Origin of the sequence: Nocardia sp. NPDC056611 (assembly GCF_042792755.1) — a bacterium.
Lineage (GTDB): Bacteria > Actinomycetota > Actinomycetes > Mycobacteriales > Mycobacteriaceae > Nocardia.
Genome location: NZ_JBHTVV010000005.1, coordinates 533,313 through 556,941, shown reverse-complemented (window position 1 = coordinate 556,941; position 23,629 = coordinate 533,313). Strand labels below are relative to the sequence as shown.

General features: G+C 68.3%; 24 protein-coding genes and 1 pseudogene. 18 read left to right on the top strand and 7 right to left on the bottom strand.

Going from position 1 to position 23,629, the window contains the following annotated elements; genetic code table 11:
* Nucleotides 1-80 precede the first annotated feature (80 nt).
* Nucleotides 81-806 (bottom strand): TetR/AcrR family transcriptional regulator, encoded by a 726-nt coding sequence (locus ACFRAQ_RS28110; protein ID WP_379104893.1) that lies wholly within the window; start codon nucleotides 804-806, stop codon nucleotides 81-83.
* Between the two features lie 116 nt (nucleotides 807-922).
* Between ACFRAQ_RS28110 and ACFRAQ_RS28105 the strand changes: the two genes are divergently transcribed.
* The 6 genes from ACFRAQ_RS28105 (at nucleotide 923) to ACFRAQ_RS28080 (ending at nucleotide 6,956) form a co-directional block, all read left to right on the top strand.
* The gene (locus tag ACFRAQ_RS28105; protein WP_379104891.1) at nucleotides 923-1,873 is read left to right on the top strand and encodes an ATP-binding cassette domain-containing protein; all 951 of its coding nucleotides are present in this window, start codon (nucleotides 923-925) and stop codon (nucleotides 1,871-1,873) included.
* Nucleotides 1,873-2,640: an ABC transporter permease gene (locus ACFRAQ_RS28100; RefSeq protein WP_379104888.1), complete on the top strand. Its 768-nt coding sequence runs from the start codon at nucleotides 1,873-1,875 to the stop codon at nucleotides 2,638-2,640. The genes ACFRAQ_RS28105 and ACFRAQ_RS28100 overlap by 1 nt, the downstream gene beginning before the upstream one ends.
* A gap of 354 nt (nucleotides 2,641-2,994) precedes the next feature.
* On the top strand, nucleotides 2,995-3,843 hold the full coding sequence (locus ACFRAQ_RS28095) for a lysophospholipid acyltransferase family protein (protein ID WP_379104885.1): 849 nt from the start codon (nucleotides 2,995-2,997) through the stop codon (nucleotides 3,841-3,843).
* Nucleotides 3,844-4,106: 263 nt separating this feature from the next.
* A complete protein-coding gene (locus ACFRAQ_RS28090) occupies nucleotides 4,107-4,676 on the top strand; it encodes a hypothetical protein (RefSeq protein ID WP_379104882.1) in 570 nt (189 codons plus the stop codon).
* A 238-nt stretch (nucleotides 4,677-4,914) separates the two neighbouring features.
* Nucleotides 4,915-6,018, top strand: coding sequence for a PrsW family glutamic-type intramembrane protease (locus ACFRAQ_RS28085; RefSeq protein ID WP_379104880.1), 1,104 nt, complete (start codon nucleotides 4,915-4,917; stop codon nucleotides 6,016-6,018).
* A gap of 59 nt (nucleotides 6,019-6,077) precedes the next feature.
* The gene (locus ACFRAQ_RS28080; protein WP_379104878.1) at nucleotides 6,078-6,956 is read left to right on the top strand and encodes a GNAT family N-acetyltransferase; all 879 of its coding nucleotides are present in this window, start codon (nucleotides 6,078-6,080) and stop codon (nucleotides 6,954-6,956) included.
* A gap of 92 nt (nucleotides 6,957-7,048) precedes the next feature.
* Here ACFRAQ_RS28080 and ACFRAQ_RS28075 read toward each other — a convergent pair whose 3' ends face one another.
* Nucleotides 7,049-8,062 carry an alpha/beta hydrolase gene (locus tag ACFRAQ_RS28075; protein ID WP_379104876.1) on the bottom strand — a complete coding sequence of 338 codons (1,014 nt, stop codon included), beginning with the start codon at nucleotides 8,060-8,062 and terminating at the stop codon, nucleotides 7,049-7,051.
* Nucleotides 8,063-8,259: 197 nt separating this feature from the next.
* On the opposite strand from ACFRAQ_RS28075, the gene ACFRAQ_RS28070 reads away from it, so the two are divergent.
* Genes ACFRAQ_RS28070 through ACFRAQ_RS28060 form a run of 3 tightly spaced genes read left to right on the top strand, consistent with a single transcriptional unit; the run spans nucleotide 8,260 to nucleotide 11,553 of the window.
* Nucleotides 8,260-8,709, top strand: a complete 450-nt coding sequence (locus ACFRAQ_RS28070) for a helix-turn-helix transcriptional regulator (RefSeq protein WP_357287092.1) — start codon at nucleotides 8,260-8,262, stop codon at nucleotides 8,707-8,709.
* A 5-nt stretch (nucleotides 8,710-8,714) separates the two neighbouring features.
* Nucleotides 8,715-9,128 carry a VOC family protein gene (locus ACFRAQ_RS28065; RefSeq protein ID WP_357287094.1) on the top strand — a complete coding sequence of 138 codons (414 nt, stop codon included), beginning with the start codon at nucleotides 8,715-8,717 and terminating at the stop codon, nucleotides 9,126-9,128.
* 43 nt (nucleotides 9,129-9,171) lie between these two features.
* Complete coding sequence (locus tag ACFRAQ_RS28060; protein WP_379104872.1) at nucleotides 9,172-11,553, top strand: ATP-binding cassette domain-containing protein; 2,382 nt, start codon at nucleotides 9,172-9,174, stop codon at nucleotides 11,551-11,553.
* On the opposite strand, the gene trpS is transcribed toward ACFRAQ_RS28060, so the two are convergent.
* Nucleotides 11,550-12,602: a tryptophan--tRNA ligase gene (trpS, locus tag ACFRAQ_RS28055; RefSeq protein WP_379104870.1), complete on the bottom strand. Its 1,053-nt coding sequence runs from the start codon at nucleotides 12,600-12,602 to the stop codon at nucleotides 11,550-11,552. The genes ACFRAQ_RS28060 and trpS overlap by 4 nt on opposite strands.
* Before the next feature lie 538 nt (nucleotides 12,603-13,140).
* Here trpS and ACFRAQ_RS28050 point away from each other — a divergent pair.
* Nucleotides 13,141-13,371, top strand: coding sequence for a hypothetical protein (locus tag ACFRAQ_RS28050; RefSeq protein ID WP_379104868.1), 231 nt, complete (start codon nucleotides 13,141-13,143; stop codon nucleotides 13,369-13,371).
* Here ACFRAQ_RS28050 and ACFRAQ_RS28045 read toward each other — a convergent pair.
* Nucleotides 13,361-14,382: pseudogene (locus tag ACFRAQ_RS28045) on the bottom strand (DUF3556 domain-containing protein). The gene ACFRAQ_RS28050 and the pseudogene ACFRAQ_RS28045 sit on opposite strands and share 11 nt — an antisense overlap.
* 191 nt (nucleotides 14,383-14,573) lie before the next feature.
* Here ACFRAQ_RS28045 and ACFRAQ_RS28040 point away from each other — a divergent pair.
* The 5 genes from ACFRAQ_RS28040 (at nucleotide 14,574) to ACFRAQ_RS28020 (ending at nucleotide 19,578) form a co-directional block, all read left to right on the top strand.
* Complete coding sequence (locus ACFRAQ_RS28040) at nucleotides 14,574-15,854, top strand: PucR family transcriptional regulator (protein WP_379104866.1); 1,281 nt, start codon at nucleotides 14,574-14,576, stop codon at nucleotides 15,852-15,854.
* Nucleotides 15,855-16,013: 159 nt separating this feature from the next.
* On the top strand, nucleotides 16,014-17,705 hold the full coding sequence (locus tag ACFRAQ_RS28035) for a PHA/PHB synthase family protein (RefSeq protein ID WP_379104864.1): 1,692 nt from the start codon (nucleotides 16,014-16,016) through the stop codon (nucleotides 17,703-17,705).
* A 45-nt stretch (nucleotides 17,706-17,750) separates the two neighbouring features.
* Nucleotides 17,751-18,203 (top strand): MaoC family dehydratase, encoded by a 453-nt coding sequence (locus tag ACFRAQ_RS28030; RefSeq protein WP_379104862.1) that lies wholly within the window; start codon nucleotides 17,751-17,753, stop codon nucleotides 18,201-18,203.
* The gene (locus tag ACFRAQ_RS28025; RefSeq protein ID WP_379104859.1) at nucleotides 18,200-19,021 is read left to right on the top strand and encodes an alpha/beta fold hydrolase; all 822 of its coding nucleotides are present in this window, start codon (nucleotides 18,200-18,202) and stop codon (nucleotides 19,019-19,021) included. Before ACFRAQ_RS28030 ends, ACFRAQ_RS28025 begins: the two co-directional genes overlap by 4 nt.
* 77 nt (nucleotides 19,022-19,098) lie before the next feature.
* The gene (locus tag ACFRAQ_RS28020) at nucleotides 19,099-19,578 is read left to right on the top strand and encodes a response regulator transcription factor (protein WP_379104857.1); all 480 of its coding nucleotides are present in this window, start codon (nucleotides 19,099-19,101) and stop codon (nucleotides 19,576-19,578) included.
* Nucleotides 19,579-19,606: 28 nt separating this feature from the next.
* Here ACFRAQ_RS28020 and ACFRAQ_RS28015 read toward each other — a convergent pair whose 3' ends face one another.
* Nucleotides 19,607-19,978, bottom strand: coding sequence for a nuclear transport factor 2 family protein (locus ACFRAQ_RS28015; RefSeq protein WP_379104855.1), 372 nt, complete (start codon nucleotides 19,976-19,978; stop codon nucleotides 19,607-19,609).
* Between ACFRAQ_RS28015 and ACFRAQ_RS28010 the strand changes: the two genes are divergently transcribed.
* The 3 genes from ACFRAQ_RS28010 to ACFRAQ_RS28000 all read left to right on the top strand — a co-directional run bounded on the left by ACFRAQ_RS28010 (nucleotide 19,953) and on the right by ACFRAQ_RS28000 (nucleotide 22,194).
* Entirely contained in the window at nucleotides 19,953-20,324 is a 372-nt protein-coding gene (locus ACFRAQ_RS28010; protein ID WP_379104853.1) for a hypothetical protein, read from the top strand. The two genes, ACFRAQ_RS28015 and ACFRAQ_RS28010, sit on opposite strands and share 26 nt — an antisense overlap.
* A 225-nt stretch (nucleotides 20,325-20,549) precedes the next feature.
* Nucleotides 20,550-21,245: an alpha/beta hydrolase gene (locus ACFRAQ_RS28005; protein ID WP_379104851.1), complete on the top strand. Its 696-nt coding sequence runs from the start codon at nucleotides 20,550-20,552 to the stop codon at nucleotides 21,243-21,245.
* 76 nt (nucleotides 21,246-21,321) lie between these two features.
* Nucleotides 21,322-22,194 (top strand): class II glutamine amidotransferase, encoded by an 873-nt coding sequence (locus ACFRAQ_RS28000; RefSeq protein ID WP_379104848.1) that lies wholly within the window; start codon nucleotides 21,322-21,324, stop codon nucleotides 22,192-22,194.
* Between the two features lie 29 nt (nucleotides 22,195-22,223).
* On the opposite strand, the gene ACFRAQ_RS27995 is transcribed toward ACFRAQ_RS28000, so the two are convergent.
* Both ACFRAQ_RS27995 and ACFRAQ_RS27990 read right to left on the bottom strand, forming a co-directional pair.
* Nucleotides 22,224-22,583, bottom strand: a complete 360-nt coding sequence (locus ACFRAQ_RS27995) for a hypothetical protein (RefSeq protein ID WP_379104846.1) — start codon at nucleotides 22,581-22,583, stop codon at nucleotides 22,224-22,226.
* Nucleotides 22,584-22,635: 52 nt separating this feature from the next.
* Nucleotides 22,636-23,547 carry a cupin domain-containing protein gene (locus ACFRAQ_RS27990; protein WP_379104844.1) on the bottom strand — a complete coding sequence of 304 codons (912 nt, stop codon included), beginning with the start codon at nucleotides 23,545-23,547 and terminating at the stop codon, nucleotides 22,636-22,638.
* Nucleotides 23,548-23,629: the final 82 nt, after the last annotated feature.

Here is a 23,629-nt window from a genome sequence, read left to right as displayed (position 1 = left end):
TAGCGACAAGAGATCTTTTCGGTCAGGCTCTCGGGCTGATATAGCTGGAATCTGCTAGGGCGCGGACGCGGGTCGATGGCCTACCGTGCGCCGGTGTTCGCGTCGATGAAGGTCTGGTAGCCGTCCAGCAGCCGGTCCAGCGCGAACCCGAAATCGGCTTCCTCCCAGTGCATGTCGTCGCTGTCGAAGGCGCGATTGGTGAGCGCGCTGGTGACGGCGGGGAAGCGGTCCGGGTCGAGGACGGCGGTGAGGATGCCGGTGTAGTCCTGCTTCTCGGTCTGGCGGATGGCATCGCGCAGGAACCGGGTGCGGCCGATCACGTAGATCGAAAGATTCACCAGTAGTTGAAGTTTGAGCGTCTCGGGGATGTCGACCTCGGCGAGGGCTGTCATGCCGGTCTCCAGCCAGGCCATATTGTTCGGGCCGAGCGGGGGAGTGGTCGTCGGGATGTCGAGCCACCAGTCGTGGGCGCGGATGGCGTGGAATTCGGCCCAGGCCCAGGCTTCCAGTCCGGCGCGCCAGCCGGCGGGCAGTTCCGGGGTGTGGTCGAAGATGCGGTCGTACAGCAGCACCACGAGGGTGTCCTTGCTGTCGACGTAGCGGTACAGCGACATGGTGGTGAAGCCGAGCTCCTTGGCGACCCGCGCCATGGACAGCGCCGCGTAACCCTCGGTGTCGGCGATGGTCATGGCCGTGTCGAGGATCTGCTCGAGGCTCATGCCGCGCCGAGGGCCGCGGCTGCCCGCCTCGTCCAGATCCCAGAGCAGTTTCACCGACTTGGGCAGGGCTTGCGGCTCGGGCGTCATCGGAGCTCCTGTCGTGGTGTCGGTTTCCATCTTGCGTTCCATCTTGCGGCATCAAAGAAACTGTGTAGCCTATAAACAGAGTATATGGCATACACAGTTTCTGAACGGAGCTCTCCATGACCACATCCGGAACGGGGCCCGCCATCGAGGTGAGCGGTCTCGTCAAAGCCTTCGGCGACCAGCCGGTACTGCGCGGCATCGACGTCACCGTGCCCGCCGGGACGGTGTTCTCCCTGCTCGGCCCCAACGGTGCGGGCAAGACCACCATGGTCCGCATCCTCACCACCCTCGAACGCGCCGATGGGGGAGACCTGCGGGTCGGCGGCCACGACCCCGTGCGCGAGGCCGGCGCCGTGCGCGCGGCCATCGGCGTCACCGGGCAGTTCGCGGCGGTCGACGAGATCCTCACCGGCTCGGAGAACCTGCGCCTCATGGGCCGGCTGCTGCACCTCGGATCACGCGAGACCGCCCGGCGCGCAGCGCGATTGCTGGAGCAGTTCGAGCTCACCGAGGCCGCCGGGAAGCGCGCGGGCTCGTACTCCGGCGGTATGCGCCGCCGCCTCGACATCGCCATGAGCCTGATGGGGCAGCCCCGCATCGTCTTCCTCGACGAGCCCACCACCGGACTGGACCCGCGCAGCCGCCGCGAACTGTGGCGGGTGATCCGCGGCCTGGTGGCCGACGGCGTCACCATCTTCCTCACCACCCAGTACCTGGAGGAGGCCGACCAGTTGGCCGACCGCATCGCGGTGCTCGACGGCGGCCGCATCGTGGCCGAGGGACGCGCCGAGGAGTTGAAGCGCCTGGTGCCCGGCGGGCACCTGCGGCTCGGCTTCGCCGACGAGCACGGGCTGGCGGCGGCCGCGCGAGCGCTGCCGGTGGCCGAGATCGACGGCGAGGAGCTGGCATTGCGGGTGCCCTCGGACGGCAGTGTCGGCGATATCCGCTCGTTGCTCGACCATTTCGACGATCACGCCGTGGCCATCGACCACTTGTCCATTCACACCCCCGATCTCGACGACGTCTTCTTTGCCCTCACCGGCAATACCGTGAAAGGCGCTGCGTAATGCGTACTCTCGTGCACTCCGCCCAGGACTCCGTGACCATGGTCGGCCGCAATCTGCGCCACACCCTGCGCAGTCCGGACATCATGATCATGACCATCGCGGTGCCGGTCAGCATTCTGCTGATGTTCGTGTACGTATTCGGCGGCGCGATGAATGTCGGCGGCTCCTATATCGACTACGTCGTGCCCGGAATCATTCTGCTGTGCGCGGGATTCGGCTCGGGCGCGACCGCGGTGGCGGTGGCCACCGATACCCACACCGGCATCGTGGACCGGTTCCGCGCGATGGCCGTCTCCCGCAACTCGGTGCTGACCGGGCATGTGCTGGAGAGTGTGCTGCGCAATCTGCTCACCAGTTCGCTGGTGGTGCTGGTGGCCGTGGCGCTCGGCTTCCGGCCGACCGCGGACCCGCTGCGCTGGCTGGCCGTGGCGGGCGTGCTGGCCTGCTTCGTGGTGGCGCTGTCCTGGATCGCGGCCGCGCTGGGGCTGCTGGCCTCGAATCCCGAGGCGGCCAACGGTTTCATGTTTTTCTTCATGTTCCTGCCCTACGTGAGCAGTGCGTTCGTGCCGACCCGGACCCTGCCGAGCTGGCTGCGCGGTTTCGCGGCGCACCAACCGGTCACCTCCGTCACCGAGACCGTGCGCGGTCTGTTGATGGGTTCTCCGGTGGGGGATTCCGCGCCGACCGCGCTGGCGTGGTGCGCGGGTCTGGCCCTGGCGGGCTACCTCGCGGCGGGCGCGCTGTCCCGTCGTCGGACGGTCTCCTGAGATAATGTATACGCCGATATGCGCATCTACGCATGGCATCTCGGGTGAGTCATCTTAAGGCGAGTGCGGTGTGCGGAACCGGGGCAGTGAGATGAATGTTGGGTTTCGCACACTTCCTAACAAGCAAACGCTTGGGTTGATAACGTCGATGGTGCAGGAGGACGGTGACGGGCATCTGTCGCAACGCAGCGACGTCCGTACGCTGAACCGGACCGCGCATGCGCGGCCGTCGGAGCTAATCAATGGGGATCTGACCCGGGGGCAATTCAATTCGGCTCGACGTTGTTTCAAATGCGTCGTGCGATGTCGTTGCGTGCTGCCCGTCCCCGGCAAAGCAATCGACAGGAATGGCTGATGACCGAGAACAAGGTAATCCCCGACCCGAACCACCCGCTGCTGCCGCTCGCGCGGGCCTACACCGACTACTTCACTCCCACCGTGGTCGGTGTGGAGAATCTGCCGACTTCCGGCCCGGCGCTGGTGATCGGCAACCACTCGTCCATCTACTGGGCCCCGGAGGTGTGGATCACCTTCATGGCCATGCTGGAGCACCGCCCCGACGAGCCCAGCTACGGCGTCGCCCACGACATCCTGCTGCGCGCACCGGTTCTCGGTGACAGCCTGCGCCAGTTCGGTGTCATCGCGGCCTCGAAGGAATCCGCCGCCAAGGGGCTCAAGGACGGCGGCGCGGTCATGGTCTACCCCGGCGGCGACTGGGAGGCGTGCCGCCCGTGGACCGATCGCGGCAAGATCGACTTCGCCGATCGCAAGGGCTTCATCCGGCTCGCACTGGAATCGGGGGTTCCGGTGATTCCCGCGGTCGCCAACGGCGGCCACGACTCGATCTTCGTGCTCAGCCGCGGCGAGCGCACCGCCAAGCTGCTGCAGCTCGACAAGCTGGTGCGCGCCAAGGTGTTTCCGTACACCCTGGGCCTGCCCTTCGGGATCGCCCCGATCCTGCCGCAGCTGCCGCTGCCGGCCTCGGTGACGGTGAGTTTCCTGCCCGCCCTGGACTGGTCCACCGAGCCCGGCGACCCGGACGACACCGCCCTGGTCGACGACTACTACACCCGCACGGTCTCGACCATGCAGACCGAGCTGGACCGGCTGCGCGCCGAGACCCCGAACCCGGTGGTCGCGGGCCTCAAGAAGCACGCGGCGGGCCTGCCCGGACCGCTGAAGGGTCTCGCCGACCTGCTGTGAGGACGCGGATTCGCTATAGGGGGACAGCGGATTTCGCCGGATGAGCCATCGAGGATGCCGCACGCGGGCCGGAGCCGCGGACGGCATCCTCGTTCCGTATCCGGCCCCGATGTTCTTCCGGCGCTGCGGACACGCTCCGGCCGCCCGATATGGTTAACTCGCGGCAAGCGCCCGGACGGCGACTGCCCGGGCCTGGAGCCGGGCGTCCGGAACGCATCCACCGTCCCCGGACGTTGCCTCAGGGAGCCGAGAGGGTGGAAGACATGGCGCGCCTTGTGCATTCGGTCGGCCCCGCGCTGGCGGCGGTGGGGGCGCTCGCGGTGGCGCTGGTGGTGCCGCCCCTGCTGTCGGACGCCGTCCCGGCCCGCGTGACCGACCTGGCCGAGGGGACCGGCATCACGCTGACCGCCTCCGGCATCGGCGCGGTGCACGGCGGCGACGATCCCGCCAACGCCGTCTTCTTCCGGGTGCCCGAGCCGATGCGGCGGCAGGCGACCGGCGACCAATCGGTCGTGATCCTGAAATCCGAGGACGGCGAGCGGCGGCTGTCGGTGTCGGTGACCGACGGCATCACCGATTTCGCCACCGCGGCACCCCGCATGCTCCTGCCCCTGCGCGCGGCGGGCGTCGCCGCGCGCTTCGACGGGGGAGTCGTCGACGAAGGCGAATTCCACGGCCTCACCTGCGAATTGCCCGACAAACCGGGCGGCGTGTGCGCGGTGGCCGCGAGCGGCGATGTGGGGGTCACCCTGCTGGCCACCGGCCCCACGCGAGAAGCGAGTCTGCAGCTGATCGCCGAGGTACTCGGCTCGAGCAAGGCGGTGGAGGCGTGAGCCGCGAGCTGCGTGGCGGGATGGATGAGGTCCCCACCCCCGCGGGTGGGTTCAGGACGCGGGCCAGGCGGTCGGGTGATTCGATCCGGCTCAGGCGCGGCGTGCGGGACAAGATGGCGTGCGGCCCGTCGCGGGCCGGAAACGGTAGCGCCGGTAAGCGTTCCGTGCACAGCGGTCACCGTGCGTGGCGGGTGGGCGAGCCGGTTGGCGAGTTCGCTCGGCGGGAACGGGGTGCCGCATGAGTTGGTTCCAGCCGCGTTCGGCGTTGTTCTGGGTCTACTGTCTGGCGGTCGTGGTTGGGCCGTTGCTGTTCCTGATGCAGGCGGCGGGGCAGGTGTGGTTCGCGGGGGCGGCGTCGCTGGCGGCGCTGCCGATCACGGTGCTCACCCTGCTGGTGATCGGGCGGATCCTGTTCGCGCTGGACCCTTTCCGGGCGCGGCGGCAGCTGATGGCCCCCTTGGTGATGGGCGCGATCTGGGGTGCGACGGTGTGGACCGGGCTGGCCATGTGGGCCAATGATCATCTGAGCCGGGCGGTCACGAATCTGTTCGGGGACCGGTTCGCGATCAGCTGGAGTGCCGCGATCACCGCGCCGATCGACGAGGAGTACATCAAGGCGATCGGCATCGCCGTGGTGGCGTTGCTGTTCCGGTCGCGGCTGACCCGGCCCATGCACGGGCTGCTGCTGGGCGCGGCGGTCGGGCTGGGCGCGCAGATCGCGGAGGACTGCCTCTACAGCACGCAGACCGCGCTGTCGTCGCCGCAGACGCCGGTGGCGGATGTGCTGCTGGTGGCGGTGCTGCGGCTGGTCACCGCGCTCACCTCGCACTGGGCCATGTCGGCGCTGGCCGGGGTCGGGATCGTGGTGGCGCTGGTCCGTACGGACCGGTCGTGGCTGTGGCGGTTCGGGGTATTCGCCCTGTTCTACGGGCTGGCGTTCACCATGCACGTGCTGTTCGACGCCCCGCGCCCGCCGGGCCCGCCCTTGGTCTCGACCTATCTGCCGATCCTGATCGATCTGGTCATCTTCGCCCTCGCGTACGCCTGGGTGCTGGCGAGCGAGCGGCGCTGGTTTCGCGAGCTCATCGCCCGCCCGGCGGCGCGCGCCATCGGGTCGGAGGCTGCGCTGGCCCCGCTGCTCACCTACCATCGCCGCCGCGAAGCCCGTGCGGCGCTGCGGCATTCGGCCGGCTGGACGCGCCAGCGGGCGCTGGCCTACGAACGTGATCTGGTGGATCGCGTCACCGATCTGGATACCTCTGGGCAATCCCGGTTGACGGGTGGTGCCGGCCCCGGATCGGGCGGGCTCCCGGAAGATCGGGTGGTCCGCTACCGCTGGTAGGTGATTTAACGCGTGCCGGTGACCTGCGCCGAGATAACTGGACGCTAGCGTGGGTCATTATGAGTGAGGGTCAGACGCCGCCCGCCGACCTCGCGCGTCGGCCGGTGGACGAGTTGCTGGAGCGTCGTCAGCAAGCGCTGTGCAACTACCTCGACGCGAGTGCCGACATCGCCGGTACCCGGATTCGCGCGAACTTGAACGGCTGGCAGAAGTGGCTGGGCAAGCTGCCCGGTTCGCCGATCGCGCGGGCCACCGCGCGCCGTGACGCACTGAAACGGGATCTGGCCGTGCACGGCGTCGGCGCGGACGATCACCGCTGGGGCGTGCTGTCGGGCGGATTCGTGCGCAGTCTCGGCGCGCCGCTGTGCCTCGAGGACACCCTCGCCGAACTGACCGAACGCTACAGCGCCGAGCACCCGCACTGGACGCGCCGCCTGGAGGCGCTGGCCCGCGCGACCGGTGAGGCTCGCCCGATGGCCGCGGTGGGCGATCGCGCCGTGGTCGCCGACCTCACCGAGGATCTGCTCGCCATCACCCGCTCCGCCCCCGATGAGGCCGCGCGGCAACGGCTTTCCGATCATCTGCCCGGCGTCCTGCGGCCGGTGCCGTCCGACATCGAGTCGCTGCGTCGCGACGACAAGCTCGCCGAGGTGGTCTTCGACATCTACGCCGACACCATCAAGCTCGACAACATCACGGTGAACCCGGAGCTGCGCGGCTCCGGCCTGGGCACCGCGATCCTGCAGCACCTGTGCCGGGCCGCGGATGCCCATCACCTGTGCATCGTCGGCCAGCTGGTCCCGACCTTCCGCGACGACGACTCCGCCGTGCCGGTGCTGGCGAAATGGTGCCGCCACCACGGGTTCTCGGTCAACGAACGGCTGGGCGGCCGCATCGTCCGCACGCCGATGAGCGTCCCGGGCGCCGCGGCGATGTAGTCCGCGGGCGGGAACGTGGTCCGGACGGCCCCCGAAACGCCGAACGCCGCACACCGATCGATGGTGTGCGGCGTTTCGCGTGCGAACGTGGGTCAGATGCCCATGCCCGAGGCCAGCATCGGCCACGAGTCGTGCAGGGCCTCTTCCCAGTACGGCCAGTAGTGGGTGCCGACCGGGTCGTAGCGGAAGGTGCCCGGGATCTGCAGCGAGTCGAGCTTGCTCTGCAGGTTGTGGGTGCAGGCGTTGACCGCGCCCTCGATGATCATGCCCAGCGCCAGGTTCACGTCACCCTGCACGCCCGGGGCGGACTTGGTGTAGAACTCGACGTCGCGCATGAGCGGGATGCCGCTGCCGCTGGAGACGTAGAGCTGGGTGCCGCGCAGCTTCTCGGCATTGATGACCGGGTCGTTGGCGGCCCACAGCGGGCTGTCGGCCGGGCCGTACATATTGGCGGTGTTGCCGCCCGCCCAGGTCTCGACGGCCAGCTTCACGAACTGGCGGCCCATCGGGTCGGCGATCTGCGCGCACCCGCTGTAGGCGGCCACGGACTTGAACAGGCCCGGCTTGGCCTCGGCCAGCTGCAGCACCGAGGTGCCGGAGGTGGACAGGCCCGCGAGGGAGTTCAGGCCGGTGGAGCCGAGGGTGGCGTCCAGCAGCGGCGGCAGTTCCTGGGTGAAGAACGTCGTCCACTTGTTGATGCCCAGCTGCGGGTCGGTCTGGATCCAGTCGGCGTAGTAGCTGCCGCGGCCGCCGATCGGCTGGATGACATTGACCTGCTTGTCGGACAGGAAGCCCAGCGCGTTGGTCTGCGCGGACCAGCTGGCGGTGCCCTCGCCGGCGTCGAGGCCGTTGAGCAGGTACAGGTTGGGGGCGGGCTGGGATTCGTCTACCGGACGCTGCACGTCGACGGTGATGTCCCTGCCCATGGCCGCCGAGTAGACCTTCAGATGCCAGGTGCGGCCCTCCTTGGTCACCGAGGAGACCGAGGAGGCCTTGTCCTGGTCGGCAGATCCGGTGCCGGCGGCCAGGGCCACGGACAGGACGGCGGTGAGGGCGACCGCGGCGGTGCGCAGGGCGGTCCGGTTACGTAGTGCAGAGAGCTTCATCGAAGAGCTGATCCCAGTTCTCGGGCCGTGCACGGCCGCATGTAGATCGGTGCCGGGTCCCGGATGTCCCGGTTTCCCCGCACGCTATGTCTTGTGTCAAGGCAAAACTGTTACCTGACAAATCGTCCAGGCGGTAGTCCCCAATCCGCCGGGCACGTCGTCACGGGGCTGTCGGCCCAGCGTGCGACCATCGAGGGGTGACGAGCAAACCCGACGAGGAACAGCGCCTACGGGACCTGGCGCGCCTGCGGCGGGTGCGGGACCGGATCGATCGCGAGTACGCGCGGCCGTTGGACGTGGAGGCGCTGGCGCGGGACGCGCACATCTCGGCCGGGCACCTGAGCCGGCAGTTCCGGGCGGCCTACGGCGAGTCGGTGTACGCGTATCTGATGACGCGGCGCATCGAGCGGGCCATGGCGCTGTTGCGGCGCGGGGATCTGAGCGTCACCGAAATCTGTTTCGCGGTGGGCTGTTCGTCGCTGGGCACGTTCAGCACCCGGTTCACCGAACTGGTCGGTGTGCCGCCGAGCGTGTACAAGCAGCAGATGGCCGACGCGCCCGAAGGCATGCCGTCGTGCGTGGAGAAACAGGTGACTCGACCGATCAGGAATCGAGAAGCCCAGGCAAGCGGCTCGCAACTAGCCTGATCGACATGGACATCACCATTCTCTCGAGCTTCCTCCCGCACAATGACGCGGACGCGGCGCTCGCGTTCTACCGCGACGCGCTCGGCTTCGAGCTGCGCAAGGATGTCGGCTACAACGGCCTGCGCTGGCTCACCGTGGGCCCGCCCGACCAGCCCGGAACCTCGATCGTGCTGCACCCGCCCGCCGTCGATCCGGGCATCACCGAGGACGAGCGCAAGCTCATCGTCGAGATGATGGCCAAGGGCACCTACGGCAGCGTCCTGCTGGCGTCCAAGGACGTGGACGCGGCCTTCGAGCGGTTGCAGGCGAACGACGCGGTCGAGATCGTCCAGGAGCCGACCGACCAGCCCTACGGCGTGCGCGACTTCGCCGTGCGCGACCCCGCGGGCAATATGGTCCGTATCCAGCAGGTGCCCTAACCGCTTTTCCGCCCGACCGGTCCGCCCTCAGATGGAGACACGCATGGCCCCGAGCAAGTCCACGAAGAACGCCCTGCCCGCCGCCGACGCCCACGATCTGATCCGGGTGGTCGGCGCCCGGGTGAACAACCTCAAGGACGTCTCCGTCGACCTGCCCAAGCGGCGGCTCACCGTGTTCACGGGCGTGTCCGGTTCGGGCAAGAGCTCGCTGGTCTTCGACACCATCGCCGCGGAGTCGCAGCGGTTGATCAACGAGACCTACAGCGCGTTCGTGCAGGGCTTCATGCCGAGCCTGGCCCGCCCGGACGTGGACGTACTGGAGGGCCTGACCACCGCGATCAGCGTCGACCAGCAGCGCATGGGCGGCGATCCGCGCTCCACCGTCGGCACCGCCACCGACGCCATGGCCATGCTGCGCATTCTGTTCAGCCGCCTGGGGCAGCCGCATATCGGCTCGCCGCAGGCGTTCTCGTTCAATGTCGCCTCGATCAGCGGCGCGGGCGCGGTGACCGTGGAGAAGGGCGGCAAGCAGGTCAAGGAGCGGCGCACCTTCTCGGTGACCGGCGGTATGTGCCCGCGCTGTGAGGGCCGCGGTTCGGTCAACGACATCGATCTGACCCAGCTCTACGACGACTCGAAGTCGTTGCGGGAGGGGCCGTTCACGATTCCGGGCTACAGCATGGACGGCTGGTTCGGGCGCATCTTCATGGGCAGCGGATTCTTCGATCCGGACAAGCCGATCAAGAAGTACAACAAGCGTGAGATCGCGGATCTGCTGTACAAGGAACCGACCAAGATCAAGGTCGAGGGCATCAACCTGACCTACGAGGGGCTGATCCCCAAGATCCGGAAGTCGATGCTGTCCAAGGACATCGACTCGCTGCAGCCGCACATCCGCGCCTTCGTCGAGCGCGCGGTCACCTTCCAGATCTGCCCCGACTGCCACGGCACCCGGCTCAGCGAGCTGGCCCGCTCCTCGAAGATCGACAAGATCAGCATCGCCGACGCGTGCGCCATGCAGGTCAGCGATCTGGCCGACTGGGTGCGCGGGCTCCGCGATCCGGGCGTCGCGCCGCTGCTCGAGGCGTTGCGGCAGGTGCTGGACTCGCTGGTGGAGATCGGACTGGGCTACCTGAGCCTGGACCGCGCCTCGGGCACGCTGTCGGGCGGAGAGGCCCAGCGCGTCAAGATGATCCGCCATCTCGGGTCCGCGCTCACCGACGTCACCTACGTGTTCGACGAGCCGACCGTGGGCCTGCACCCGCACGACATCCAGCGCATGAACGATCTGCTGCTGCGCCTGCGCGACAAGGGCAATACCGTGCTGGTGGTCGAGCACAAGCCGGAGACCATCGCCATCGCCGACCACGTCGTCGACATCGGCCCGGCCGCGGGTTCCGGCGGCGGCACCATCTGCTTCGAGGGCACCGTCGACGGACTGCGCGCCAGTGGCACCATCACCGGCCGCCACTTCGACGACCGCGCCGCGCTCAAGGATTCGGTGCGCGAGTCCGCGGGGGCGTTGAAGATTCGCGGCGCGACCGCCAACAACCTGCGGAAGGTCGACGTCGATATCCCACTCGGCGTGCTGGTGGTCATCACCGGTGTCGCGGGCTCGGGCAAGAGCTCGCTGGTGCACGGCTCGATCCCGGCCGGGGCGGGCGTGGTGTCGGTCGATCAGGGCGCGATCAAGGGGTCGCGGCGCAGCAACCCGGCCACCTACACCGGCCTGCTCGAACCGATCCGCAAGGCTTTCGCCAAGGCCAACGGCGTGAAACCCGCACTGTTCAGCGCGAATTCGGAGGGCGCGTGCCCGACCTGCAACGGCGCGGGCGTGATCTACAGCGACCTGGCCATCATGGCCGGGGTCGCCACCGTGTGCGAGGAGTGCGAGGGCAAGCGCTTCCAGGCGGCCGTGCTCGAATACAAGCTGGGCGGCCGTGACATCAGCGAGGTGCTGGCCATGCCGGTCGCCGAGGCCCTGGGCTTCTTCGCCGAGGGTGAGGCGAAAATCCCTGCTGCCCACAAGATCCTGGAACACCTCAACGAGGTCGGGCTGGGCTACGTGAGCCTGGGCCAGCCGCTGACCACGCTCTCCGGCGGTGAGCGGCAGCGCCTGAAGCTGGCCACCCACATGGGCGAGAAGGGCGGCGTCTACGTCCTCGACGAGCCAACCACCGGTCTGCACCTGGCCGATGTGGAGAACCTGCTCGGATTGCTGGACCGTCTGGTCGATTCCGGGAAGACGGTGATCGTGATCGAGCATCACCAGGCCGTCATGGCGCACGCCGACTGGATCATCGACCTGGGTCCGGGCGCGGGCCACGACGGTGGCAGCATCGTCTTCGAGGGCACGCCCGCGGACCTGGTGGCCGCGCGGTCCACCCTGACCGGCGAGCACCTGGCCGCGTACATCGGCTCCTAGTACACCGTCCCCATCGCCGCGCGCACCTCGTCGAGGGTGCGTTCGGCGATCTCGCTGGCGCGCCGATTGCCCTCGCGGACAAGGCCGATCGCGAAATCCGGGTCGGCGGCCAGTTCCTCGCGGCGGGCGCGGTGGGCGGCGAAGAAGTCGTTGACGGCGTCGGTGGCGAGCTTCTTGAGCGCCGAGCCGCCGCCGTCGCCGAGCTTGTCGGCCAGGGTCACCTCGTCGCTGCCCAGGCACAGGGCCGCGGTGGTGAGCAGCGCGGACACGCCGGGGCGGGTGTCGGGATCGAAGGTGATGCGGCGGTCGGCGTCGGTGGGGGCGCGGCGGATGAGCGCCGCGGTCTCGTCGGCGGTCATGGACAGCGAGATGGCGTTGCCGTAGCTCTTGCTCATCTTGCGCCCGTCCAGGCCGGGGATCTCCGGGGTGGAGGTGAGCAGCGCCCGCGGTTCCGGGAACACCTGGCCGAAGCGCTCATTGAAACGACGCGCAATGACCCGGGTGAGCTCCAGGTGCGGCAGTTGATCCTTGCCGACCGGCACCAGATCGCCCTTGCAGAACAGGATGTCGGCGGCCTGGTGCACCGGGTAGGTGAGCATCAACCCGCTCAGCGCCCGTCCCGACGCCGCGAGTTCGGTCTTCACCGTCGGATTGCGGTGCAACTCGGCCTCGGTGACCAGACTCAGGAACGGCAGCATCAGCTGGTTGAGGGCCGGCACCGCGGAATGGGTGAACACCGTGGCCCGGCTGGTGTCGATCCCGGCGGCCGCGTAGTCCAGCACCGCGTTCACCACGTTCTCGCGCACCTGGCCCAGGGTGTCGCGGTCGGTGATGACCTGGTAGTCGGCCAGGATCACCCACAGGTCCACGCCCAGCCCCTGCAGGCGCACCCGCTCCCGGATGGTGCCGAAGTAGTGGCCCAGATGCAGTCTGCCCGTGGGCCGTTCACCGGTGAGGACGCGAAAGCGGCCGGGCTGCGCGGCCACCTCGGCGGCCAGGTCGTCACTACGCTCGCGGGCGGCGACGAAAGAATCCGACAAGGTGGTCACCGTACAACTCCTGAAAGTTCATGGAGGGCTGCACGAGCAGGATGTTCCGGTCGGGAAACACGGGCCGCGTACAGCCCGTGGACATGGTTCAGCGGGCCGCTACTGCGACCAGCGCCATGCCTGCCGGATGTGAATCACTTGTCCACCATAACAAGTTGTGACGACAGGTTTTAGTTAGTCGGTCAAGCCGTGGTGGACCCCAGTGGAGCGCGACTGAAGTGGCGGTTGCCGCTCGTCTGGTGGCTGGCATCCTCTAGGCGGCCTCGACCACGCACTCGAGTGCGGTCCTGGCTGACCAAGAATGCCGGCCGGACCGACTAATCGGGCCATCCGGAAATGCTCTCGGCAACAGCGAGATACCAAGGGGAGCAGGGTCAATCCTGACCTTGCGTACCCGACAGAAGGGTGGAGGGTGGACCTCCCCAAGAACAACATCGCGCTGGTCGGATCGTATCGCTTCTTTCCGAGCTCAAAGAGGACGGAACTATAGCGTCCCAGTTCGACTGCACGATCGTGCCCCTGGCTGCGCGGCCACGGCGTGGACGCCTTCCTCGACACCCATGGCAACGGCTATGTCGATCTGCGCTGGTCCGGCGTTGTGCCCCAGCGGATCGACATCATTGCCGACTATCAGGTCGCCGCGAAGTATGGGTTCTGGACCGACGGCGGTGCGGAGGCCGGGCAGGGCGCGGAGATCCTCGGCGAGCTGGCCGGGTTGATCGCCGAGGGCTCGCTCGAGGTCCCGATCGCGAACGTGCTCACGACCTGACGGTGCGCGAAAGATAGTCCAGGGCCCGCGCGGCCGCGTTGGTCCCGCACATGCCGTGCGCGCCCGGGCCGGGCGGGGTAGCGGCCGAGCAGAGGAACATGGCCGGCGCCCCGATCGAATAGGGAGACAGGGTGATTCGGGGGCCGAAGACCAGCTGACGGATGTCTTTGCTCCGGTCATGATGTCGCCGCCGGTGAAATTGGGGTTGTGGGCGGCGATCTCGGCGGGGTCGCGGACGGTGTGGCCGACGATGCGTTCCCGGAATCCGGGTGCGAACTGTTCGATGCGGGCGATGATCGCCTCGGTGGCGTCGCCCGCAAAGCCGTGGGGGACACGGGCGTAGGCCCAGAGCGGGTGGATGTCGCCCACCGACCGCTGCGGGTCGGCCAGGTATTGCTGGCCCACCAGGACGAACGGCCGCTGCGGGAGTCGGCCGGCGTGGATGTCGCGTTCGGCGGCGGCGAGTTCGGGGTAGGGGCCACCGAGGTGCACGGTTCCCGCGCGGCGAGCGTCGGGATTGGTCCACGGCACTCCCTCGGCGACCGCGAAGTCGCCGGGCGCGAGATCGAACAACGTCACGTCCGCGACCGGCAACTGCGAGTGCGCGGTGATCCGGGCGCCGGTGTCGATCTTCCCGCCGAGATCGGTGAGCAGCGCGGCCAGCGCCCGGGTGATCGACTGCGATCCACCGGCCGCGACTACCCAGCCGTGCCGGTGGCCGGCGGTCAGGATGCCCAGGCCGATCGCGGAGGTCTGATAGACGATGGGCTGATCCCACCACTGGCTCACATGCCAGAAGGCGGGCAGGTGGGAGGTGGTGGTGGTGGCGATGACACCCCCGAGGGTGTACAGCACGATCAGCTCGAGGATGTAGATCGTGTGCACCATGCGCGGTGAGCCGAAGCCGTGTTCGGCCCAGTTGACGGCGAGGATCCGCATGCGCTCCATGAGCGGCAGTCGCAGGAAGGTCTCCGGCTCGACCGCGGGCAGATCGGGTTTCGTGAAGCCCATGACGGTTCTCCTGACTCCAGTCGGGTGGGGGTTCAGCGACGATGGCGACGAAGGTAGAAACCAGTGGTCCCCGTGCCACCGTCGTGCGTGAACGAAGTTCGGGTCCGCGCTTGTCGCCGGAGGACAAGAACGGTGTGCCGAAACTCGGCAAACCACCCGCGACCACCCGTGCCGGAACTACCGTGGGAAGGGTGACGGCCGCGCGGCGCGGCGAGCAGGCCGCGGCAGACCGCTATGTGGAATCGATAGCCGCCCGGATGAACGCCAGGGTGACGCAGTTGAGCGCGGCCATTCGCGAGGCCCTCGAAGAGGACATCACCGCCCTGCGCGGTGACACCCGCACCGCCGAACTGCTCGGCGCGAGCGTCGAAGCCAATGTCGACACCGTGCTGCACGCGCTGCGCCACGACATCCCGGTGGACGGCATCCAGGCCCCCGCCGCCGTCGTCGAATACGCCAGACGTCTTGCCCAGCAAGGTGTTCCGGCCCATGCCCTGGTGCGCGCCTACCGGCTCGGGCAGCGTCGCCTGACCGAGTTGGTCTACGTCGAACTCCACGAGATGGCCATTCCGCCCGACGACCGGATCGCCGCCATCGAACGCATCACCGCCACTATGTTCGACTACATCGACCGCATCACCGAGCAGGTCATCGTCATCTACGACGACGAGCGCGAACGCTGGCTCGAAACCCGCAACAGCTTGCGCGCCCTGCGCGTGCGCGAACTGCTCGACAGCCGCAAACCCCTGGATCTCGACGCCACGTCGACCGCTATCCACTACCCCTTGCGCTGGCATCATGTCGCCCTGGTCCTGTGGTATCCCGATGCCGAGGACGACCACATCCCGCGCCTGCAGCAGTTCGTCCGCGAGCTCGCCCGAGACCTCGCCACCGACGCGTCGCCACTGTTCGTCGCCGCGGATCCGACCTGTGCGTGGGCCTGGCTGCCCTATCGGGGAACCCCGCCCGATCCGGCAGCCCATCTGCGGACCGGTACGGGGGCCGGGGCGGATGCGCCCGGGATCGCGATCGGCTCGGCCGCGTCCGGGGTGGCGGGCTTCCGGGCGTCACATCGGCAGGCCGAGGCGGCCCACGCGGTGGCGCTCGCGCGCGGGACGGCGAATCCGATTGTGGCCGCATCGGATCCGGGGTTGTTGACGGTGGCGCTGCTGGGCGGGGATCTGGCCGCGACCCGCGAGTGGGTACGGGAGGTGCTGGGGGAGCTGGCCTGTGACACCGACAGCGATCAACGGCTGCGGGAGACGCTGCGCGTATTCCTGGGCAGTGGTTCGAGTTTCAAGGCGGCGGCCGGGGAATTGGACTTGCACTTCAACTCGGTGAAGTACCGGGTCGGGCGGGCCATCGCGCGCCGCGGCAGGCCGATCGCGGGGGACCGCATCGACGTCGAACTCGCGCTGCTGGTGTGCCATTGGTACGGGCCCGCCGTGCTGTGGCCCGATCGACCGGAGTGACCCCGGTCGCCCGGATTCCCGGTGCGGCCCATCGGCGCAGAGAGATCGGTCACCCCAGCGGAGACAATGACCGGCCGGTTCTTCGTTTCGCCGAGACAATGGCACGCCGCGTTCTCACGCCTATCTTTTCGCCATGAACTCGAACATGGGAGTGAGAACATGGTGACCGATACCGCGCACGCCGAAGAACTGGCCGCACCGCTGGATCTGCTGCTGACCAGTTCGGCCATCGGCATGGGGCGACGCATGATGCCCAACGACTCCTGGAGCCGGATGGCCGTGCACCTGGCCCGCCGGCCGAGGGTGGTCGGCAAGCGAGCCTCCGCCCTGGGCCGGGAACTGGTCCAGATCGCGCGCGGCCGCTCCGAGCGGGTTCCGGCCCGATCCGACAAACGCTTCGCCGATCCGGCCTGGCAGGACAACCCGATCCTCGAGCGCGCCATGCAGGCGTACCTGGCGGCCGGCGACGCCGCCGAGACCCTGCTCGACGACGCCGACCTCGACTGGCGCGACGAACTGTGCATGCGGTTCGTCGTCGACAACGCCGTCGAAGCGCTCGCACCGAGCAACAATCCGCTGCTCAACCCGCTGGGCTGGAAGGCGCTCGTCGACACCGGCGGACTCAGTGCGGTCCGCGGACTGCGGCATTTTCTCGGCGACATGACCAGCGCGCCACGCATTCCCGCCATGGTGGCCTCGGACGCGTTCACCGTCGGCGAGAACCTCGCCGTCACACCGGGATCGGTGGTGTTGCGCACCGACGTCTTCGAACTCATCCAGTACACGCCGACGACCGAGCAGGTGCGCACGGTGCCGCTGCTCATGGTGCCGCCGGTGATCAACAAGTTCTACATCATGGATATCGCGCCCGGGCGCAGCATGATCGAATACTTCCTCTCGCAGGGACAACAGGTCTACGCCATCTCGTGGCGCAATCCCGATGCGCGGCAACGCGACTGGGATCTCGACACCTACGGCCAGGCCATCCTCGACGCGCTCACCGCGGTGGAGAGCGTCACCGGCTCCGAGCGGACGCATCTGCAAGCCTCGTGCTCGGGCGGGATCCTCGCGGCCATGACCGCCGCCCACCTCGCCGAGATCGGGCAGGAGGATCGACTGGCGAGCCTCACGCTCATGGTGACGGTGCTCGACCAGTCCCACGCGGGCTTCGCCGCGGCCGCCCTCGACGAGGAGACCGCGCACCTGGCCATCGCCGCGTCGGCCCGCAAGGGATACCTCGACGGTGCGGCGCTGGCGGAGATGTTCGCCTGGCTGCGGCCCAACGACCTGGTGTGGCGGTACTGGGTGAACAACTATCTGCAGGGCCGCGACCCCGCGCCCTTCGACGTGCTGTCCTGGAACGCCGACACCACCCGCATGACCGCCGCCCTGCACCGCGACATGGTCCTGCTGGGTCTGCGCAACGGGCTCACCGTCCCGAACTCGGTGAGCCTGCTCGGCACCCCGGTCGATCTGTCCCGGGTGACCATGGACAGCTACGTGGTCGCCGGACTGACCGACCACATCTCGCCGTGGCAGGCCTGCTACCGCAGCGCCCGGCTGCTGGGCAGCAAAGACCCGCGATTCGTGCTCTCCACCAGCGGACACATCGCGGCGCTGGTCAATCCGCCCGGAAACCCCAAGGCCGTCTACCGGATCGGCGCCCCCGACGACACCGACCCGGGCCGGTGGGTGGATTCGGCCGACCAACGGCAGGGCTCGTGGTGGCCCGACTTCACCGACTGGCTCGCCGACCGCAGCGGCCCACTGCGCGACGCACCGGCCGCGCTCGGCTCGGCCGAACTGCCCCCGCTGGCGCCCGCGCCCGGCCGATACGTGCTCACCCACTGACCCGCGCGCCCATCCGGCACGCGTGCATCCACCGAAAGGACCGCTATGACAACCCGACTCGACGCACCCGCCGACCTCATCGGCCTGACCGGGCAGCAGCTCGGCATCACCGACTGGACCGAGATCACCCAGGAACAGGTGGACCTGTTCGCCGACGCCACCGACGACCACCAATGGATCCACACCGATCCCCGGCGCGCGGCCACCGGACCGTTCGGCGGCACCATCGCCCACGGCTACCTCACCCTCTCGCTCGCGCCGGTAGCCATCGCCGATGTGCTCCAGATCGGTGAGCTGACCGCGGCCCTCAACTACGGGCTGAACAAGGTGCGCTTCCCGGCACCCGTCCCCGTGGGGTCGAAGATCCGGGCGGTCGTGACCGTGAACGGTGCACAGCAGAAGAACTCCGGGGTCGAAGCCGTCTTCGGCCTCACCTACGAGATCGAGGGCGGCAGCCGCCCGGCCTGTGTCGCCGACGTGGTCGTGCTGTACCCGTGAGCGCGTCGTTGCCCGCCGACGGAGTCGAGCAGCGGCTGATATCCGTACTGGGGCAGCAGATCCGGGTCGACGTGCGCTGGGGGAGCGGGGTGCCGCTGGTGGTGTGCAACGGGATCGGCGCCGCCCTCGAGGTGCTCGACCCGCTGGTGTCCGCTCTGGATCCGGACACCACCGTGGTGCGGTTCGATGTCCCCGGCACCGGCGGCTCACCCAATTCGCCGCTCCCGTACGGTTTTCCGTACCTCGCCGCGGTGCTGCGCGGGGTGCTGGGAAAGATGGGCGTGCGCGGACAGGTCGATGTGCTCGGCCTGTCCTGGGGCGGTGCGCTGGCCCAGCAGTTCGCCTTCCAGTACCCACTGCGCTGCCGTCGCCTGATCCTGGTGTCCACCGGTACCGGCGTGCTCATGGTGCCTGGGCGGCCGCGCGTCCTGCGGAGAATGCTCACCCCGCGCCGGTTTCTCGATCACCGCTACGCGTCCCGGATCGCGGGCGAGCTCTACGGCGGCAGCGTCCGCCGCGACCCCGCCGTCGTCGAGCGGCTCTTCGACCGGCAGCTGATGGCCGGCTCGCGTGTCGGGTATCTGCATCAGCTGCTGGCCGGTTCGGCCTGGACGAGCCTGTTCGCCCTCCCGCTCATCCGCCAGCGCACCCTGATCGTGGCAGGCACCGACGACCCCGTCATCCCCGTCGCCAATGCCCGTCTCATGGCCCATCTCCTGCCTCACTCGACCGTGCACCTGCACCCGGGCGGGCACATCGATCTCATCGTCGACGCGCCCACGCTCGCCGCGGTGATCGAGCGTTTCCGTCGTGCCTAGCGGTTGGTTACACGGATTCGTATGCCGACGTGCACCGAGGTTCCGAGGGGCGGAGACCCGTCAATGAAGGACCCACCGTGAGTCAATCACCTTGTTCTGAAACAGAAGTCACGTTGCCGCGGATCGCTGCGGCCGAGCCCAGCAGGATCCTTGTTGTAGAAAGCAACCCGGCGACCGCGGAGATCGAGGTACTGGTGCTGGCCAATGCCGGCCATGAAGTGGTTTCCGTGAGCAACGTTCAGCGTGCTCTCGCCGTCGCTCGGCGATGGAACCCAGACCTGGTGCTGGTCGAGCTCATCCTGCCGGACCTGCCAGGCACGCATCTGTGTCGGCAGCTTCGGAACCGTTCGCCGATTCCCATCATCGCGACGTCGCTCGATGGCAATCCCGACGCCATCGGTGACGCTTTCGCGGCCGGTGCATGTGACTACCTGCCCAAGCCGTTGAGAAGTAGTGAACTGCTCGACCGCATCAATCTCCGTCTCGCTGCTGAGCAGGCCGCTAGAGGCGCATACCAATTCGGCCGTGCGCAAGGACCCACTGGCTCCGCCTCCTGACGGCTGTGCGGGCCCCCGTGCCGAGCCGTCAGAGCGGCGGCCGGATCTCGGTGACGATGGTGTAGAGCTCGGCGATGCGGCCGTCTTCGACCCGTGCGATGTCCATCCCGCTGACCATTGGAGGCCGGTCGGGCGGCCCGTAATGGAAGCCGAGGTGACCGATGTCGTCGAGCCCGGACGCCGGGCCCGCGGGCCAGAAGACCCAGTCGGGGTTGTCCGTCAGCATCTCGGCGGCCCTACGCTCGAACTCGGTGCGTCCCTGATTGATCCGGTCCGGTTCATGCCACACCACATCGCGGGTGTAGGTCTCGGCGATCACGGCGGCCCGGCGATCGGGGTCGGGTTCGTTGAAGACATCGAGCAGGTTGCGCCGCATGAGCTCGGCGGGCGAACTGGTCATGGCGAATCCTTTCCGATCCCGATTGGGACACCGAGCCGAGCTCGCCGTCCGCCCTGAGGGCCGCGGCATAGGCGGCGTCGACCATTTCGTTGCTGTCGCAGACGATTCCGAGGTAGAGGCCCGTCTCGCCGGACTCGCGCTGTCGCAGCCAAATGCTCGAGCCGACCTGTACGCCGGAGAGGTAGTCGGCGTCGCCGATGCCGAACAGGTCGGGCAGATTCTCCGGCCCGGAGTACGCGTTGTAGTTGCCGAAAGCACGCCAGCCCGCCGGGGCGAGAGCCTCGAGATAGAAGGCCAGCGCCTGCTCGATATCGGTGACGGAGATGTAGACGTGGTCGATCACTGAACATCCTCTTTCCACGCGAAGGCGGTGGCCTGGTCGAACTCGTCGAAGGTTCGTGCGGGGCGGCCGGTGATCTGCTCGACCTGAGGCCAGGTATCACCGGAATATGTGAGGGATTGGACGGTCTATTCTGTCCCAGGATGGTGTTGCGGAATGTAAGCGAGTCTGTACCGGCCGGGTAGGTCGCTCACGGCTGACCAAGGCTGGCCTTCGTCCAAGGAGCAGCGCATGTCATCGCAGACCAAGCCGAGCATCGTGTTCGCCCATGGGCTATGGGCCGACGGATCATGCTTCAGCAAGCTCATTCCCTCGCTGCAGGCGGAGGGGCACGAGGTGTTCGCCTCGCAGCACGGCCTCAATTCGCTCGAGAGCGACGTCGCATGCGTCAACTTCACGATCGACCATGTACCCGGCCCGGTCGTGCTCGTCGGCCATTCCTACGGCGGAACCCTGGTCACCAAGGCGGGCATGCACGACCGCGTCCGCGCGCTGGTATTCATCGCGGCGCTCGCCCCCGACGAGAACGAGACGTCCCAGGACCAGCAGAACCAGTTCGCCCGCACCCCACTGTTCGACCACATCGAAATCGGCGGCGGGCGCATCTGGCTGAAGCCCTCGGGCGTCCCGCACTTCTGCGGCGACCTACCCGAGGCCGAGCAGAGGCTCGTCCTCGCCACCGGGGCCGTGCCGGACGCCGACCTGTTCAACCAGCAGGTACCGGGTACAGCCTGGAAGACCAAGCCGAGCTGGTACATCGTCGCCAACAACGACCGCACCGTGAATCCCGAACTGGAACGCGCCGCGGCCAAGCGCATGGGTGCCAAGACCTACGACATCGACAGCAGTCACGTCCCGATGCTGTCGCATCCCGAGTTCGTCCTCGACGTCATCCGCGACGCCGCGGCGTCCATTCAGAGCGAGTAGCCGAGCCGGAGACCGACGCTCCCGCACATGGCGGCATGCTCGGGCGCGTCTTCGCCTCTCGTGAGAGGAGTTGGTTATGTGCCGCCTGTTCGGACTCTCGGCCGCGCCGCAGCGGGTGCGCGCCACCTTCTGGTTGCTGAACGCGCCCGACAGCCTGTCCCAGCAAAGTCACCGCGAACCTGACGGCGTCGGCCTGGGCACCTTCACCGCGGCGGGTGCGCCGCTGGTGGCGAAGCAGCCGATCGCCGCCTATACGGACCGGCTCTTCGCGCAGGAGGCCCGCGCATGCGAATCCGAAACCTTCGTCGCGCATGTTCGCTTCGCCTCCACGGGCGGGCTGAAGACGCGCAATACCCACCCGTTCGAGCAGCACGGGCGCCTGTTCGCGCACAACGGGGTGCTGGAGGGGCTCGACGAGCTGGATCACGAACTCGGTGACTATCGCCGACTGGTCCACGGCGACACCGACTCCGAGCGCTTCTTCGCCCTGATCACGGCCCGGATCGATCATCATGCGGGCGATGTCACCGCGGGCATCACCGACGCGGTCGGCTGGATCGCCGACCGGCTGCCGCTCTACGCACTCAACCTGATACTCACCACCGCGACCGAGCTGTGGGCCCTGCGCTATCCCGACACCCACGACCTGTATGTCCTCGAGCGCGCCGCCGGTGGCGCACGGGGCGATCGGCGGCTCGACCACGCGAGTCACCGTCATCGGGGCATTCGCGCCAGCAGTGGCGTGCTGACCGACTATCCTGCTGTCGTCATCGCCACCGAACGCATGGACGACGACCCCGGATGGCGGCTCCTCGCCTCCGGCGAACTGCTCCATGTCACCGGGCATCTGCACGTGCGGTCCAGCATTGTTCGGGATTCCCCGCCCCGCCACCTGCTTTCGCTCGCCGACCTGGACGAGACCGCCGCCGCCTCCCAGACCGCACACTGACGATCGCCGCTGCGGCATGGTCCGGTCGGTCACTCCGGTCGCGAGGCCCGGGCCAGATCGACAGTGGCCGTACGCAAGTCGGCGATGCTGTCGACGGGCGTGAGATAGTAGATGCGGGTGACCGCGATGCCGCGCGGGGTGGTGACCCGCAGGTCGAGGCCGAAGCGGTCGGGCGAATATCGTCCACCACAACCGATTTCACCAAGGACCTGCGCCGGTCGCCGGTTTCGTCGGACAGAGGCTACGTGCGCTGCGCAATTGGTTGCCGACATCTCGACGACGGCGACGTAGCCACTTCCCGTGGACCAGCCGCGCTTCCGGTGACAACTGCGAACCAACAATCGGTGACGACCATGGTTGCACATGCGGGTGATGGCCCAGGTCGGCACAAAGCGGTGGTGACAACTGAGACCTGTCGCCACAAGTGGGGCGCGCCGCGGGTCAGGGGCGGGCCGGGGTGTCGCCCTTGCGGTAGCGCAGCGGCGGGGTGTCGTAGCGGCGGCGGAACGCGCGGCTGAAGGCGGCCTCGGAGTCGTAGCCGACCTGGTGGGCGACGGCCGCGATGGGAATCGTGGTGGTGCGCAACAGGGTGGCGGCACGCGCCAGGCGGCGGTCGGCCAGATAGGCGGCGGGCGCGCGGCCCAGCCGTCGGGTGAAGCGGTCGGTGAAGGTGGTGCGCGACATGGACGCCAGCGCCGCCAGATCCGAGACCGTCCACGGTGCCGCGGGTGCGCGGTGCACGGCGGTGAGGACGGGGGCGAGTGCCGGATCGAGGGCGGCGGTCAGCCATCCGGGGGCGGCGGTGTCGGTGGACCAGGCGCGCAGCGCGTGGATGAACAGCAGGTCGAGGATGCGCGAGATCATGGCGGCCGCGCCCGGACGCGGATCGGTGACCTCGACCATCAGCAGATTCAGGCTCAACGGCAGCCAATCGCGGGCGCGGCCGGCGGCATCGATGTGGATCGCGGGGGCGAGCACGGAAAGCAGTGGGGCGGCCTGGGGTTCGTCGACCAGGAACGACCCGGTGACCCAGCGGGTGTCGGCGGTCAGCGGCGTCACGGTGTGGCTGTCGCCGCGGGCCAGCACCACCATGTCGCCGGAATGCGCTGTGGTGAGCCCGGATTCGCCGTCCACGCGGATCTCGACGGCGCCCTGCTCGACGATGTGGAGCACCCGTTTCCCGGCCGGAACCCGCACCGGAGCATCGGAGTCGGCGGTGTGCCGGGCGACGGTCTCGCCGCGCAGCCGCACCGTCTCCAGGATCTCCGACAGGGCGTCCAGCCCCGCCAGTTCCGCCGGGTCCGGCAAGGCGGCATCCGGTGATTCGGCAAAGTTTTGCGGTGTTTCCGTCATGGTCTTTGCTCCATCATCCGAATAGCGTAGATCTCGCAACCCGGGAAGCACACGAAATCAGTACTTCGAGAGGAGATACGCC